This is a genomic window from Cytobacillus sp. FSL K6-0265 (assembly GCF_038003465.1).
Classification (GTDB): Bacteria; Bacillota; Bacilli; order Bacillales; family Cytobacillaceae; genus Cytobacillus; species Cytobacillus stercorigallinarum.
Genome location: NZ_JBBOPE010000001.1, coordinates 577,863 through 591,725 on the forward strand (window position 1 = coordinate 577,863; position 13,863 = coordinate 591,725).

Annotated in this window: 13 protein-coding genes; 12 read left to right on the plus strand and 1 reads right to left on the minus strand. The window is 40.4% G+C overall.

Going from position 1 to position 13,863, the window contains the following annotated elements; translation table 11 throughout:
- Window positions 1-59: 59 nt before the first annotated feature.
- The 9 genes from purC (at window position 60) to purD (ending at window position 9,918) form a co-directional block, all read left to right on the plus strand.
- Window positions 60-779, plus strand: coding sequence for a phosphoribosylaminoimidazolesuccinocarboxamide synthase (gene purC / locus MHH73_RS03030; RefSeq protein WP_191816439.1), 720 nt, complete (start codon window positions 60-62; stop codon window positions 777-779).
- Window positions 772-1,026, plus strand: a complete 255-nt coding sequence (gene purS, locus MHH73_RS03035; RefSeq protein ID WP_341064541.1) for a phosphoribosylformylglycinamidine synthase subunit PurS — start codon at window positions 772-774, stop codon at window positions 1,024-1,026. Before purC ends, purS begins: the two co-directional genes overlap by 8 nt.
- Complete coding sequence (gene purQ / locus MHH73_RS03040; protein ID WP_191816441.1) at window positions 1,023-1,709, plus strand: phosphoribosylformylglycinamidine synthase subunit PurQ; 687 nt, start codon at window positions 1,023-1,025, stop codon at window positions 1,707-1,709. Before purS ends, purQ begins: the two co-directional genes overlap by 4 nt.
- Window positions 1,693-3,909: a phosphoribosylformylglycinamidine synthase subunit PurL gene (gene purL, locus MHH73_RS03045; RefSeq protein ID WP_341064546.1), complete on the plus strand. Its 2,217-nt coding sequence runs from the start codon at window positions 1,693-1,695 to the stop codon at window positions 3,907-3,909. The genes purQ and purL overlap by 17 nt, the downstream gene beginning before the upstream one ends.
- Entirely contained in the window at window positions 3,894-5,306 is a 1,413-nt protein-coding gene (gene purF / locus MHH73_RS03050) for an amidophosphoribosyltransferase (RefSeq protein WP_191816445.1), read from the plus strand. The genes purL and purF overlap by 16 nt, the downstream gene beginning before the upstream one ends.
- A gap of 130 nt (window positions 5,307-5,436) precedes the next feature.
- Entirely contained in the window at window positions 5,437-6,462 is a 1,026-nt protein-coding gene (gene purM / locus MHH73_RS03055; protein ID WP_341064548.1) for a phosphoribosylformylglycinamidine cyclo-ligase, read from the plus strand.
- A 16-nt stretch (window positions 6,463-6,478) separates the two neighbouring features.
- Window positions 6,479-7,051 carry a phosphoribosylglycinamide formyltransferase gene (gene purN, locus MHH73_RS03060; RefSeq protein ID WP_191816450.1) on the plus strand — a complete coding sequence of 191 codons (573 nt, stop codon included), beginning with the start codon at window positions 6,479-6,481 and terminating at the stop codon, window positions 7,049-7,051.
- 31 nt (window positions 7,052-7,082) lie between these two features.
- The gene (gene purH / locus MHH73_RS03065) at window positions 7,083-8,618 is read left to right on the plus strand and encodes a bifunctional phosphoribosylaminoimidazolecarboxamide formyltransferase/IMP cyclohydrolase (protein WP_341064552.1); all 1,536 of its coding nucleotides are present in this window, start codon (window positions 7,083-7,085) and stop codon (window positions 8,616-8,618) included.
- Between the two features lie 19 nt (window positions 8,619-8,637).
- Window positions 8,638-9,918: a phosphoribosylamine--glycine ligase gene (gene purD / locus MHH73_RS03070; protein WP_341064554.1), complete on the plus strand. Its 1,281-nt coding sequence runs from the start codon at window positions 8,638-8,640 to the stop codon at window positions 9,916-9,918.
- A gap of 41 nt (window positions 9,919-9,959) precedes the next feature.
- Here purD and MHH73_RS03075 read toward each other — a convergent pair whose 3' ends face one another.
- Window positions 9,960-10,253, minus strand: a complete 294-nt coding sequence (locus MHH73_RS03075; protein ID WP_191816456.1) for a YgaP family membrane protein — start codon at window positions 10,251-10,253, stop codon at window positions 9,960-9,962.
- A 159-nt stretch (window positions 10,254-10,412) separates the two neighbouring features.
- On the opposite strand from MHH73_RS03075, the gene MHH73_RS03080 reads away from it, so the two are divergent.
- The 3 genes from MHH73_RS03080 to MHH73_RS03090 are packed head-to-tail and all read left to right on the plus strand — an operon-like array spanning window position 10,413 to window position 13,581.
- A complete protein-coding gene (locus MHH73_RS03080; protein ID WP_341064556.1) occupies window positions 10,413-12,155 on the plus strand; it encodes an adenine deaminase C-terminal domain-containing protein in 1,743 nt (580 codons plus the stop codon).
- Between the two features lie 41 nt (window positions 12,156-12,196).
- Entirely contained in the window at window positions 12,197-13,246 is a 1,050-nt protein-coding gene (locus tag MHH73_RS03085; protein ID WP_341064558.1) for a DUF3048 domain-containing protein, read from the plus strand.
- 23 nt (window positions 13,247-13,269) lie between these two features.
- Window positions 13,270-13,581: a YerC/YecD family TrpR-related protein gene (locus MHH73_RS03090; protein WP_191816462.1), complete on the plus strand. Its 312-nt coding sequence runs from the start codon at window positions 13,270-13,272 to the stop codon at window positions 13,579-13,581.
- The last annotated feature ends 282 nt before the right edge of the window (window positions 13,582-13,863 follow it).

Sequence of the window (13,863 nt, forward strand, 5' to 3'; positions counted from 1 at the left end):
CCCCATTCATTCCACTTAGTAAGAATATTGCTAATTTTCATGATTGGGAGGCGCAAGTCATGCAAAAAGGTTCACTTGTTTATGAAGGAAAAGCAAAAAGGGTTTACAACACAGATGATGCATCTATCGTTTGGCTAGAATACAAAGATGCTGCTACTGCTTTTAATGGAGAGAAGAAAGCAAGTATTGATGGCAAGGGCCGTTTAAATAATGAGATTACTAGCTTGCTATTTTTAAAACTAAAGGAGCTTGGTATTGATTCTCATTTTGTGAAGCAAATTTCTCCAAATGAGCAACTTGTAAAGAAAGTGGAAATCATTCCATTAGAAACTGTTGTGAGAAATACTTCAGCAGGTAGCTTTGCAAAAAGGCTTGGCGTGGAAGAAGGAAAACCATTAGCAAGACCAATTGTCGAATTTTATTATAAGGACGATGATTTAGGTGATCCATTATTAACAGAGGACCATATAGAAATCATGAATTTAGCAACGGAAGAAGAAGTCGCTATTTTAAAAGAAAAAGCATTGAAAGTAAACGAAGTATTATCGCAATTTTTTAAAGAGTTGGGCATCCGCCTCGTCGATTTTAAATTGGAATTCGGTAAGGATGCATCAGGTGCGATTCTGTTAGCAGATGAAATTTCACCTGATACATGCCGCTTTTGGGATTTAAAAACGAATGAAAAGCTCGACAAAGATGTTTTTCGTCGCGACCTTGGCAATTTAACAGATGCTTATGAAAATATTTTATCCAGACTGGGAGGAAAACTTCATGTATAAAGTTAAGGTGTTCGTCACATTAAGAGAGAGCGTATTAGATCCACAAGGAAATGCTGTTAAGCACTCCTTGCATTCCATGAATTACAACGAAGTGTCAGATGTGCGCATCGGAAAATACTTGGAGCTTTCGATTGAAAAGTCAGAGCGTCCTGTTGAAGAAGTAGTAAAAGAAATGTGTGAAAGACTACTTGCAAATATCGTGATTGAAGATTATCGTTTTGAAATCGAGGAGGCTGTTGCTCAGTGAAGTTTGCTGTGATTGTTTTTCCAGGGTCGAACTGTGATATTGACATGTATCATGCAGTAAAAGATGAGCTGGGCTGTGATGTGGAATATGTTTGGCACGATGAAAAAAGCTTAGATGGTTTTGATGGCATTCTATTACCGGGGGGATTTTCATACGGCGATTATTTGCGAAGCGGAGCCATTGCGCGTTTTAGTCACGTGATGAAGGAAGTCATTAAAGCGGCTGAGGCAGGGAAACCGGTATTAGGCGTTTGCAACGGTTTTCAAATTTTACTAGAAGCAGGATTACTGCCAGGGGCGATGAGAAGAAATGAAAGTTTAAAATTCATTTGTCGTCCAGTGCAATTAAAAGTAGAGAACAATCAAACGATGTTCTCGCAAGGATATGAACAAGACGAAGTGATTACCATACCGGTAGCTCATGGTGAAGGAAACTATTATTGTGATGAAGTGACACTTGCTAGTTTAAAAGAAAACAATCAAATTGTATTTACTTACCATGATGTCAACCCGAATGGCAGCTTAAGCAATATTGCTGGTATTACGAATAAAGCGGGTAATGTGCTTGGTATGATGCCCCATCCTGAGCGAGCGGTAGATGAGCTTATAGGTGGCGCTGATGGGTTAAAACTTTTTCAATCAATTGTGAAACAATGGAGGGAATCACATGTCGTTAATGCTTGAACCAAGTCCAGAACAACTAAAAGAACAACAAGTCTATAAGGAAATGGGTTTGTCAGATGACGAATTTGCAATGGTTGAAAAGATTTTAGGTCGCCTACCTAACTATACTGAAATCGGCCTTTTCTCTGTTATGTGGTCAGAACATTGTAGCTACAAAAACTCTAAGCCTGTATTGAGCAAGTTCCCTACAAAAGGCGAGCATGTGTTGCAAGGTCCAGGAGAAGGTGCCGGAATTGTTGATATAGGAGATGAACAGGCAGTTGTATTCAAAATTGAAAGCCATAATCATCCGTCTGCGATTGAACCTTATCAGGGGGCAGCAACGGGTGTGGGCGGGATTATCCGCGATGTATTCTCGATGGGCGCAAGACCTGTTGCACTCCTCAACTCTTTACGCTTTGGAGAATTGGATACTCCTCGTGTTCGCTACCTTTTTGAAGAAGTAGTGGCAGGCATTGCTGGATATGGTAATTGTATCGGCATTCCAACAGTCGGTGGAGAAGTGCAGTTTGACGCCTCCTATGAAGGGAATCCACTTGTGAATGCGATGTGTGTCGGTTTAATTGATCATAAAGATATTAAAAAAGGGCAAGCGCATGGGGTAGGTAACACAGTCATGTATGTAGGAGCCAAAACGGGGCGTGACGGCATTCATGGTGCTACTTTTGCTTCTGAAGAATTAACGGATCAATCAGAGGAGAATCGTCCGGCTGTTCAAGTGGGTGATCCATTTATGGAGAAGCTGCTATTAGAAGCATGCCTTGAGCTTGTAAAATCTGATGCATTAGTGGGAATTCAAGATATGGGTGCGGCAGGTTTAACGAGTTCATCTGCAGAGATGGCAAGTAAAGCTGGTTCAGGGATTGAAATGAACTTAGACTTAGTACCTCAGCGCGAAACAGGAATGACTGCTTATGAAATGATGTTATCGGAGTCACAAGAAAGAATGTTAATTGTTGTGACGAAAGGAAGAGAGCAAGAAATTATTGACCTTTTCTCCAAATATGATTTAGAAGCAGTGGCAATTGGCCGTGTAACAGATGATAAACAGCTTCGTTTAATTCATAAAGGTGAAGTAGTGGCAGATGTACCAACAGATGCACTAGCAGAAGAAGCGCCTGTATACCACAAGCCGTCCAAAGAGCCAGCTTATTACCGTGAATTCCAGGCGATGGAAAATGATATTCCGGCAGTTGATGATCATAAAGAAACGCTACTGTCATTATTACAGCAACCTACGATCGCTAGTAAAGAGTGGGTATATGACCAATATGATTATATGGTAAGAACGAACACCGTCGTCGCTCCAGGGTCAGATGCGGCAGTTATCCGTATCCGTGGAACGAAAAAAGGGTTAGCGATGACAACGGATTGTAATTCACGCTATATGTATTTAGATCCTGAAGTGGGCGGAAAAATCGCTGTAGCTGAAGCAGCGCGTAATATCGTTTGTTCTGGTGGGGCGCCGTTAGCCATTACGGACAACTTAAACTTCGGTAATCCGGAAAAGCCAGAAATTTTCTGGCAAATTCAAAAAGCTGCTGATGGGATCAGTGAAGCTTGTCGTACATTAAATACCCCGGTTATTGGTGGTAATGTTTCGCTATATAACGAAACAAACGGTACAGCGATTTATCCTACACCGGTTATCGGGATGGTTGGTCTAGTGGAGGATATTGAGCATGTGACAACACAAGACTTCAAACAAGCAGGCGACTTGATTTATTTATTAGGTGATACGAGAGCGGAATTTGGTGGCAGTGAATTACAGAAGCTAAGCTACAAAAAAATCTTCGGCCAAGCACCAGCAATCGACTTAACTGTAGAAGCAGCACATCAAGCACAAGTCTTAACAGCTATTCAAAAAGGGTTACTATCATCTGCACATGACCTTGCAGAAGGTGGGTTAGCGGTGGCGGTAGCTGAGAGCTTATTCGCGAATCAATTAGGTGCGAAGCTTAAGTTAACTGGGGAAGCGACAACACAATTATTCAGTGAATCTCAATCTAGATTCCTTCTTAGTGTGAAGAAGGAAAACAAAGAAGCATTTGAACAATTAACAAATGCAACACTCATTGGTGAAGTAACAAACGAGCAAATACTTGAAATTACTGTGAACGACGACATTGTGATCAAGGAGCAAACAGAAGTGCTAAATAAAGCGTGGAAGGGAGCCATACCAGCATGCTTGCAGAAATAAAAGGGTTAAATGAGGAATGTGGCGTCTTTGGTATTTGGGGTCATCCGGAAGCAGCACAGATTACTTATTACGGATTGCATAGCTTACAGCATCGCGGTCAAGAAGGCGCAGGGATTGTTGTAACAGATGGAGATAAGTTGAAAGGTGTAAAAGGAGAGGGTCTCGTCACCGAGGTTTTCTCTCAAGCTGCTATTCAAGAATTAAAAGGAACTTCAGCAATTGGTCATGTGAGGTACGCTACGGCAGGTGGCGGGGGCTATGAGAATGTTCAACCACTGTTATTCCAATCACAAAATGGCGGTCTAGCTCTGTGTCACAATGGAAATTTAACGAACGCTACTGCCCTTAAATATCAACTAGAAGCACAGGGAAGTATTTTTCAAACGAGTTCAGATACCGAGGTATTAGCTCACTTAATTAAACGAGGCGGTGTGTCTTCTCATAAAGAGCGTGTGAAGAATGCATTGTCCATGGTAAAAGGCGCTTACGCCTTCTTAATTATGACTGAAAATGAAATGATGGTTGCGGTTGATCCGAATGGTCTCCGTCCTTTATCACTAGGTAAAATCGGCGATGCTTACGTAATTGCTTCCGAAACATGTGCCTTCGATATTGTCGGAGCCGAGTATGTCCGTGATGTGTTGCCTGGAGAGTTATTAGTCATTGATGATAATGGCTTCCGTTCCGAGATGTTCGCAATGGCTTCAAATATTTCTATGTGTGCAATGGAATATGTGTATTTCTCCCGACCAGATAGTAATATTAATGGCATCAATGTCCATACAGCGCGAAAAAATTTAGGGAAGCAGCTTGCTGTCGAAGTTCCGATTGAAGCGGATGTCGTAACAGGCGTACCTGATTCAAGTATTTCTGTAGCCATTGGTTATGCTGAAGCAACAGGGATTCCTTATGAGATGGGCCTCATTAAAAATAAGTATGTGGGTCGGACATTTATCCAACCATCACAGTCTTTGCGTGAACAAGGGGTAAAGATGAAACTATCACCTGTAAGAGGCGTTGTTGAAGGGAAACGAGTTGTCATGGTGGATGACTCCATTGTACGTGGAACAACGAGCCGTCGGATTGTGACGATGTTAAAAGAAGCAGGCGCGACAGAAGTACATGTAATCATCAGCTCGCCACCGATTAAAAATCCATGCTTTTATGGCATTGATACTTCAACAAAAGAAGAATTGATTGCTTCTGATCGTTCTGTAGAAGAGATTCGCGAAATTATTGGTGCTGATACACTTACTTTCTTAAGTCCAAAAGGGATGATCGATGCGATTGGCAGAGAAGAAGAAGGCGAGACAAGAGGTCTTTGCTTAGCTTGCTTCACAGGGAAGTATCCAACGGAAATATATCCAAGCACGCTACATCCATACGAAAAAGTATAAATCATAAAGTAGCAACATTGTTTGCTACTTTATTCTTAGAAAACAAATAACTGCGTTTTGGTGTCTAATACTGGGCGCATATTGCTAGATTGAAAGAATACCTGTTAATAAATTGGTGAGGTGGATAGGAATGGCGAATGCTTATAAACAAGCCGGTGTAGATATTGAAGCGGGTTACGAAGCAGTGAACCGTATGAAGAAGCATGTGGAGCGAACGGTGAGGACAGGTATGATTGGTGGTCTTGGCGGTTTTGGAGGCATGTTTGATTTGTCATCACTTGGCTTAAAAGAACCGGTGCTTGTATCTGGGACAGATGGTGTCGGAACAAAACTGATGCTAGCTTTTATGATGAATCAGCATGACACAATTGGGATTGATGCTGTTGCTATGTGTGTCAATGATATCGTTGTTCAAGGTGCAGAACCTCTTTACTTCTTAGATTATATTGCTTGTGGGAAGGCTGAGCCAGAAAAGATAGAAGCCATTGTCAAAGGGATAGCTGATGGTTGTGAACAAGCAGGTTGTGCCCTTGTTGGTGGAGAAACAGCGGAAATGCCTGGAATGTACAGTGAAGAAGAGTATGATTTAGCGGGATTTTCTGTAGGTGCATGTGAAAAGAGTGATTTAATCGATGGTTCAAGCATTCAAGAGGGTGATGTTTTAATCGGCCTTGCATCGAATGGAATCCATAGCAATGGTTACTCTCTCGTACGGAAAATATTTTTAGAGGATGCAAAACTCTCATTGCAAGAGTATAGAGAAGAACTAGGGAGCACGTTAGGGGAAGAACTTCTAAAGCCAACGCGAATCTATGTGAAATCCGTTTTATCGGCATTAAAGCAATTTGATGTGAAAGGCTTCGCCCATATTACGGGTGGCGGATTTATCGAGAATATCCCTAGAGTGTTACCTCAAGGTTTAGGAGCTGAATTAATCGAAGATAGTTGGGAGATTCAGCCGATCTTCAAGCTGATGGAAGAAGTAGGTAAGCTTGCGCGCAAGGATATGTACAATATATTTAATATGGGCATCGGAATGGTTGCCATTGTACCTGTCAAAGATGCTGAAAAAGTAGTCAACCACTTTAATCAAATTGGTGAAAAAGCAAGTGTAATTGGTAAAGTTACACAGCAAGAGGGGATTACAATCCTTTAATAAGACGGAGGTTATCATGAAAAATATCGCCATTTTTGCATCGGGCAGTGGAACAAATTTTCAAGCGATTGTTGATGCCTTTAAAAACGGTGAATTGCAGGTTGATATTAAACTACTGGTAAGTGATAAGCCAGAGTCTTACTGCATTCAACGTGCTGTAAATGAAGGGATTCCAACCTTTGCTTTTCGTGCGAAAGATTTTACGAGTAAAATAGCATATGAAGAGCAAATATTAGTAGAATTAAAGAATGCGAACATAGACTTTATTGTTCTTGCAGGGTATATGCGTCTTATTGGGGATGTTCTTTTACGTGAATATGGCGGAAAAATTGTCAATATTCATCCTTCTTATCTACCAGCATTCCCTGGTAAAGATGCTATTGGACAAGCGCTGTCTGCAGAGGTCAAACAAACAGGTGTAACCATTCATTATGTAGACGAAGGGATGGATACTGGTCCGATTATTGAGCAAAGAAAGGTAGACATCCTGCCAGATGATACGAAGGAAGCATTACAGAGTCGCATTCATAAAGTAGAGCATCAATTTTATCCAGAAGTATTACAAAAGCTTTTAAATGAAGACGCCTAAGAAGAACATCTTACAGGGAGGAAAATGGACGATGAAAAAACGTGCGCTTATTAGTGTATCAGATAAAAATGGTGTAGCCGCATTTGCGAAAGAACTTCACGAATTAGGATTTGAAATTGTTTCAACAGGTGGAACAAAAAAAGCAATCGCTGAGGCTGGGATTCCAGTAATCGGTGTAAGTGATGTTACAGGTTTTCCTGAAATTTTAGAAGGAAGAGTAAAAACATTAAATCCGCTGATCCATGGTGGTTTACTAGCTAAGTTCGATGATCCATCTCATCAAGCACAGTTAGAAAAACATGAGATTCATCCGATTCAAGTGGTATGTGTGAATCTCTATCCTTTCCAACAAACGATTGCTAAGCCAGATGTGACAGTAGAAGATGCCATTGAAAATATTGATATCGGTGGTCCTGCGATGTTACGTGCCTCAGCTAAAAACCACGCACATGTGACAGTTGTTGTTGATCCAATGGATTACGAAACAGTCATTACACAATTAAAGGAAAATGACATTGTAGATGCTGCAACCAAACGCAAGCTAGCAGCAAAAGTATTCCGTCATACAGCTGCTTACGATGCAATGATAGCTGAATATATGACAGAATTAGCAGAAGAAGAGCAGCCAGAAAAATTGACAGTTACGTATGAATTAAAACAAGCATTACGTTATGGAGAAAACCCTCATCAAAAAGCTTCCTTTTATCGCAAACCTTTAGGGTCGGCCTTTTCGATTGCTAACGCTACACAGCTACATGGAAAAGAGCTGTCTTACAATAATATTAATGATGCTGATGCAGCGTTACAAATCGTTAAAGAGTTTGACGGTCCAGCTGCTGTGGCGGTTAAACATATGAACCCATGTGGTGTCGGTGCGGGCACAGATATTTATGATGCTTTCTCTAAAGCTTTTGCAGCTGATCCTGTATCTATCTTTGGAGGGATTATCGCCCTTAACCGTGAAGTCAATGCACAAACAGCAACGAAACTTCATGAGATCTTTCTTGAAATCATTATAGCGCCATCTTTTTCAGCAGAAGCACTTGAGATTTTACAAGGGAAGAAGAATTTAAGATTATTAACGATTCCGTTCGATGGAAATAAAAAGACTGAAAAACGTCTAACTTCTATAGAAGGCGGTTTATTAGCGCAAGATTATGATACTTACGGTCTTGAAGAAGCGAATATTACTGTTGCGACAACAAGAGAACCAACGGAGGAAGAGTGGCAATCACTCAAACTTGGCTGGAAAGTAGTGAAGCATGTGAAATCGAATGCAATTGTTGTCAATAATAGCGACCAAACATTAGGTATTGGTGCAGGGCAAATGAACCGTGTCGGCTCTGCAAAAATTGCGATCGAGCAAGCAGGAAAAGCAGTAGAAGGAGCAACGATGGCATCAGATGCCTTTTTCCCGATGAATGATACAGTTGAAGCAGCAGCACAAGCGGGTATTACGGCCATTATTCAACCAGGTGGCTCAATTAAAGATAAAGATTCTATCGAAAAAGCAAATGATTATGGCATTGCAATGGTATTCACTGGTGTGAGACATTTCAAACATTAAACTGGGGGAGAACATGAAAATGAACGTATTAGTAATCGGTAGAGGCGGACGTGAGCATGCCATCAGTAGAAAGTTAAGTGAAAGCAGCCAAGTGAAAACAGTGTTTGTCGCACCAGGAAATCCAGGAATGGAAGATGTGGCGACGATCATTGATATCTCTGAGAACGAACAAGAAAAACTGATTGCTTTTGCGCTTGAGAACCATGTTGAATTAACAGTTATTGGACCTGAAGTCCCTTTACTTGAAGGTTTGGCTGATAAGATGGAAGGAGCTGGACTTACTGTTTTTGGACCAAAAAGTCGAGCGGCTGAAATTGAAGGCAGTAAATCCTTTGCCAAAGATCTTATGAAGAAATATGCCATTCCAACAGGAAGTTATGAAGTGTTTGATCAGTATGAAGCTGCAAGTGCTTATGTGAAAAAACATGGTGCGCCGATTGTAATAAAAGCGGATGGATTAGCTGCCGGAAAAGGTGTCGTTGTCGCATTGACAGAAGACGAGGCGTTAGCGGCGTTAGAGGATATGTTAGTTGGAGAAAAATTTGGTGAAGCTTCTGCTACTGTCGTTATTGAGGAATTTTTAGCTGGTGAAGAATTTTCATTAATGGCTTTTGTTAATGGAAAGACAGTTATCCCCTTAGAGATTGCTCAAGACCATAAACGTGCTTTCGATGGAGATAAAGGACCAAACACAGGAGGAATGGGTGCTTATTCACCTGTCCCACATATCAGCAAGGAGACGGTTGAAACAGCGATTGCAACGATTTTAATTCCAGCGGCAGAAGCGTTAGTTCAAGAGAATCGCAGCTTTTGCGGCGTTCTCTATGCAGGACTTATCGCGACAGAGCAAGGGCCAAAAGTGATTGAATTCAATGCCCGCTTTGGTGATCCGGAGACACAAGTCATCTTACCTAGAATGAAGTCGGACTTAGCCCATGTCATGTTAGAAGTAATTGCCGGACATAAACCTGTGATTGAATGGGATGATGAGGCAATGCTTGGTGTCGTTGTCGCGGCCAATGGTTATCCGGATGCCTATGAAAAAGGCGCGGAACTAATCGGGATTGAAAAAGTTGCGGAAAGAGCATTCGTCTTTCATGCCGGAACAGCGAAAAATGCCCAGGGTACCTTTACAACAAATGGCGGACGTGTTCTACTAGTTGGCAGCAAAGCAAGTGATTTAGTAACCGCACAGAATCAAGTGTATGATGCGTTAACAAACTTAACAACTAATGAAGTCTTTTACCGAAAAGATATCGGCTATAAGGCGATTGATCAGGCTAAAATCAACGTTAAATAGAGGAAAAGTAAATGCCCCCAAAAAATAAGGGGGCATATTTTTTATTCTAAATCAGTATCTTTTAATAACTTTTGCTCTTTTAAAAAATCTATAGGTGGTTTAAACTGGTGATCAGAATCTTTTATGTTCTCTTTCCCTTTTTCAAATAAGGCAATGATAGGGCAGTAGCGGACAATACCTTCTGCGACTTTCATTGCACCAAGTGAAGTAAGAATGAGAAAACGATCACTCCAAGGTTTTTTAACGAGCTTTGTGGCACTCCAAGCAACAATGGTTAATCCACAAGTAATACGGATTAATGCCTGAATGATACCAATATTGGGCTTAACATTCATAAAAGGACCTCCTTCACAAAAAATTAACAAATATTTGTTATTCTTTACTGCGTTAAAAAGTTATATATGTTATGATAATAGGCAACAAATGAATGCTGCTTCATTATCGTAAACGAAAAAAAATAGATAATTGTAGTTACCATAAAAGGAGGAAACAGAGTGCTAGAACAGCGATACCGTTGGAAAAACAAACATCTACGTGAACATGTATCTGTTCTAGATGGGCGTATTGCGCCAACGATGTTACTGAAAAATGCTCGTTACTTAAATCAAGCAATTAAAAAATGGGTACATGCGAATATTTGGATTCTCGGTGATCGTATTGTTTATGTCGGTGAAAAGCTTCCTGACAAGTTAGATGGCTGCGAAATTGTTGATTGTAATGGTTTGACACTTGTTCCAGGATATATTGAACCACATGCACATCCATTTCAGTTATATAATCCCCTTTCTTTTGCTCGTTATGCAGCGCAATTTGGCACAACCACTTTGATTAATGATAATATGGTGCTAGCATTACAATTAGAGAAAAAGAAAGCGTTTTCATTCTTAAAAGAAATGAGAAATATCCCTTCAACGATGTATTGGTGGTGCCGTTTTGATGCACAAACGGAAATACAAAATGAAGAAACAACATTTTCACATGGTAATATTAAATCTTGGTTAGAGCATGATGCGGTATTGCAAGGTGGGGAATTAACTGGCTGGCCGAAGCTACTTGATGGTGATGATTTGATGCTTCATTGGATGCAAGAAGCGAAAAGAATGAGGAAGCAGATTGAAGGTCACTTTCCTGGAGCGTCAGAAAAGACTTTAGCGAAGTTAATGCTGCTCGGAGCTGATTGCGACCATGAAGCAATTAGCGGACAAGAGATTATGAATCGTCTTATGCAAGGATATACTGTATCGTTGCGTTATTCATCTATTCGACCTGATTTACCGCAATTATTAGATGAAATGCATGAATTGGGCATTGATCATTATGAATCATTTATTTTTACCACAGATGGCTCTTCTTCATCCTTTTCCGATCAAGGGATTATTGATCAGATGATTCGGATTGCCCTTGAAAAAGGGGTGCCGGTAATTGATGCGTATAATATGGGTACAATTAATGTAGCTAAATATTATAACATTCAACATCTGCATGGAAATATCGCAACAGGTAGAGTGGCGAATATCAATTTTCTAGAGAATGAAAGTAACCCAACACCTGTTAGTGTGTTAGCAAAAGGGAAATGGATAAGAAAAGATGGTGAAAATACATCATTTGAAGATAATATGCCGTGGGAAGAGTATGGATTTGAACCGCTAGAAATGAACTGGGAGCTTACTTCTCATGACATGCAATTTTCGATGCCATTCGGTATTAAAATGGAGAGTGCTGTTATTACAAAGCCTTACTCACTAGCCATTGATATTTCCGGTGATGAGCTAAGTAGGGAGCATGACGAATGTTTCTTCATGTTAATTGACCGTAAAGGAAAGTGGCGTGTGAATACGGTCATTAAAGGATTTGCCAATGAGTTAGACGGTTTAGCAAGTTCATATTCTAATACCGGTGATATTATATTAATCGGGAAGAGCAAGAAAGATATGATGAATGCCTTTAATCATATGAAAGAAATTGGTGGGGGAATCGTTATTTCTGAACAAGGAAGAATTGTTACAGAAATCCCACTTACATTAAAGGGGATCATGTCGAATAAACGAGTGGAAGATTTGATTGAAGAAGAAAGAACCTTATTAGCTTATTTGCGAGAAAGAGGCTATCGATTTGCCGACCCAATTTATACATTATTATTTTTTTCCTCGACTCATCTCCCATATATCAGGGTTACACAGCGAGGAATGTATGATGTCATGAATAAAACTGTACTCTTTCCAACTATGATGCGTTAAAATGTAAAAGAGGGTAATCATATAGTGATAAGGGGTGCATCATGCTGAACAAATGGATGACTACGTCTCTCGTAGCAATGCTTTTGGTAACAGGATGCAGCAAGAATGAAACAGTTGAGGATCCAGCAAACGAAGAGTTAAATGGTATGGACAATCAAGGTGAAGAAAATATTGATACGCCTGAAGAAAAGGTAGTTTATCCCCTCACAGGCTTAGCTCAAGAGGGGAATGGGAATCAGCGTGCTATAGCAGTTATGATTAACAATCATCCAAAAGCAAGGCCACAATCAGGGTTGACTCAAGCGGATATTGTTTATGAATTACTGGCTGAAGGTGAAGTCACGCGATTCCTGGCTATTTTTCAAAGTGAACAACCGGATAGAGTAGGGCCCGTGCGTAGTGCCAGAGAATATTATATTGAACTGGCAAAAGGGTTCAATAGTCTTTACATCGCTCATGGAAATAGTCCAGAGGCAAAGAAGATGCTTGCTGAAGAATATGTGGATCATTTGAATGGCTTATATTATGAGGGTACACTTTTTGAACGTGTGAGTGATCGCGAGGCACCTCATAATTCATACATTTCTTTTGCACATATTGAACAAGGGGCTAAAGAAAAGAATTATGAGCTTGAAGGGGCACCAGCTGCTTTTGCACATTTAACGGACGAAGAAGCGGATAAACTTAGTGGCTCTTTGGCTAAAGAGATTGCAGTAAGTTATGGAAAAGATGAACGATTTGATGTCACATATGATTATGATGAAACAACCAAAGCATACAAACGATCTTCAGATGGTGAATGGACAACAGACTATGACACAGGGGACCCTGTGTTATTAAGCAATATTTTAATTATAGAAACGAAGCATACAGTGATAGATGGAGAAGGCCGACGTGAGATTGATTTGACTTCAGGGGGTAAAGGGTATCTTATTCAAAGAGGTATGATGTCTGAAGTGAGCTGGGTGAATAAAGAAGGAAGAATTTATCCAGTAATCGATGGAAAAGAGCAACCACTTGCACCGGGGAAAACATGGGTGAATGTTATTCCACAAGAGCCAGGAATCGATCAGTCGGTAACAATTAACTAAAAAATGAAAAAGGGGTAAACAATATGCAAATTAATAAACTAAGAGGACAAGAATTAGACCAATTATTTCAGGCGGTATTATCATTAAATGATTTAGACGAATGTTATCGATTTTTTGATGACTTATGTACAGTGAACGAGATTCAATCATTAGCGCAAAGACTAGAAGTGGCACGTATGCTTAGAGAAGGAAAAACGTATCATAAGATAGAAACTGAAACAGGTGCAAGCACCGCAACAATCTCGCGTGTGAAACGTTGCTTAAACTACGGAAACGATGCTTACGAAATGGCATTAGAAAGAATTAAAGAAGAAGAAACAACAGAAAAACAATAAAAAATCCAGCGATGAAAACGACCGAACCGAGGGAATCAGCACCCGCGGTTTTTTTGTTTTGGAACGGAAATCAGGAACTAGTAGAAAAAGCGATTGGAGTAGGTGAGAAACGCGTTAGAGACTAGGATTCAAGGTGAAATCTGGTTGGATTAGGGAGAACCGCGTCAGAAACTCGGACCTAAGAGGAAATTTGATTGGATTAGAGAATAAACGAGTCAGAAACTCGGGCCCAAAAGGAAATTTGGTTGGATTAGAGAAGAAACGAGTCAGAAACTCGGACCC

What these genes read in the sequence shown, in the direction of transcription:
- purN (WP_191816450.1), top strand. Translation starts at nt 6,479, where the DNA reads ATGAAAAATATCGCCATTTTTGCATCGGGCAGTGGAACAAATTTTCAA.
- purL (WP_341064546.1), top strand. Translation starts at nt 1,693, where the DNA reads ATGTCGTTAATGCTTGAACCAAGTCCAGAACAACTAAAAGAACAACAA.
- purD (WP_341064554.1), top strand. Translation starts at nt 8,638, where the DNA reads ATGAACGTATTAGTAATCGGTAGAGGCGGACGTGAGCATGCCATCAGT.
- purM (WP_341064548.1), top strand. Translation starts at nt 5,437, where the DNA reads ATGGCGAATGCTTATAAACAAGCCGGTGTAGATATTGAAGCGGGTTAC.
- purS (WP_341064541.1), top strand. Translation starts at nt 772, where the DNA reads ATGTATAAAGTTAAGGTGTTCGTCACATTAAGAGAGAGCGTATTAGAT.
- purC (WP_191816439.1), top strand. Translation starts at nt 60, where the DNA reads ATGCAAAAAGGTTCACTTGTTTATGAAGGAAAAGCAAAAAGGGTTTAC.
- purH (WP_341064552.1), top strand. Translation starts at nt 7,083, where the DNA reads ATGAAAAAACGTGCGCTTATTAGTGTATCAGATAAAAATGGTGTAGCC.
- MHH73_RS03085 (WP_341064558.1), top strand. Translation starts at nt 12,197, where the DNA reads ATGCTGAACAAATGGATGACTACGTCTCTCGTAGCAATGCTTTTGGTA.
- purF (WP_191816445.1), top strand. Translation starts at nt 3,894, where the DNA reads ATGCTTGCAGAAATAAAAGGGTTAAATGAGGAATGTGGCGTCTTTGGT.
- MHH73_RS03075 (WP_191816456.1), bottom strand. Translation starts at nt 10,253, where the DNA reads ATGAATGTTAAGCCCAATATTGGTATCATTCAGGCATTAATCCGTATT.
- MHH73_RS03090 (WP_191816462.1), top strand. Translation starts at nt 13,270, where the DNA reads ATGCAAATTAATAAACTAAGAGGACAAGAATTAGACCAATTATTTCAG.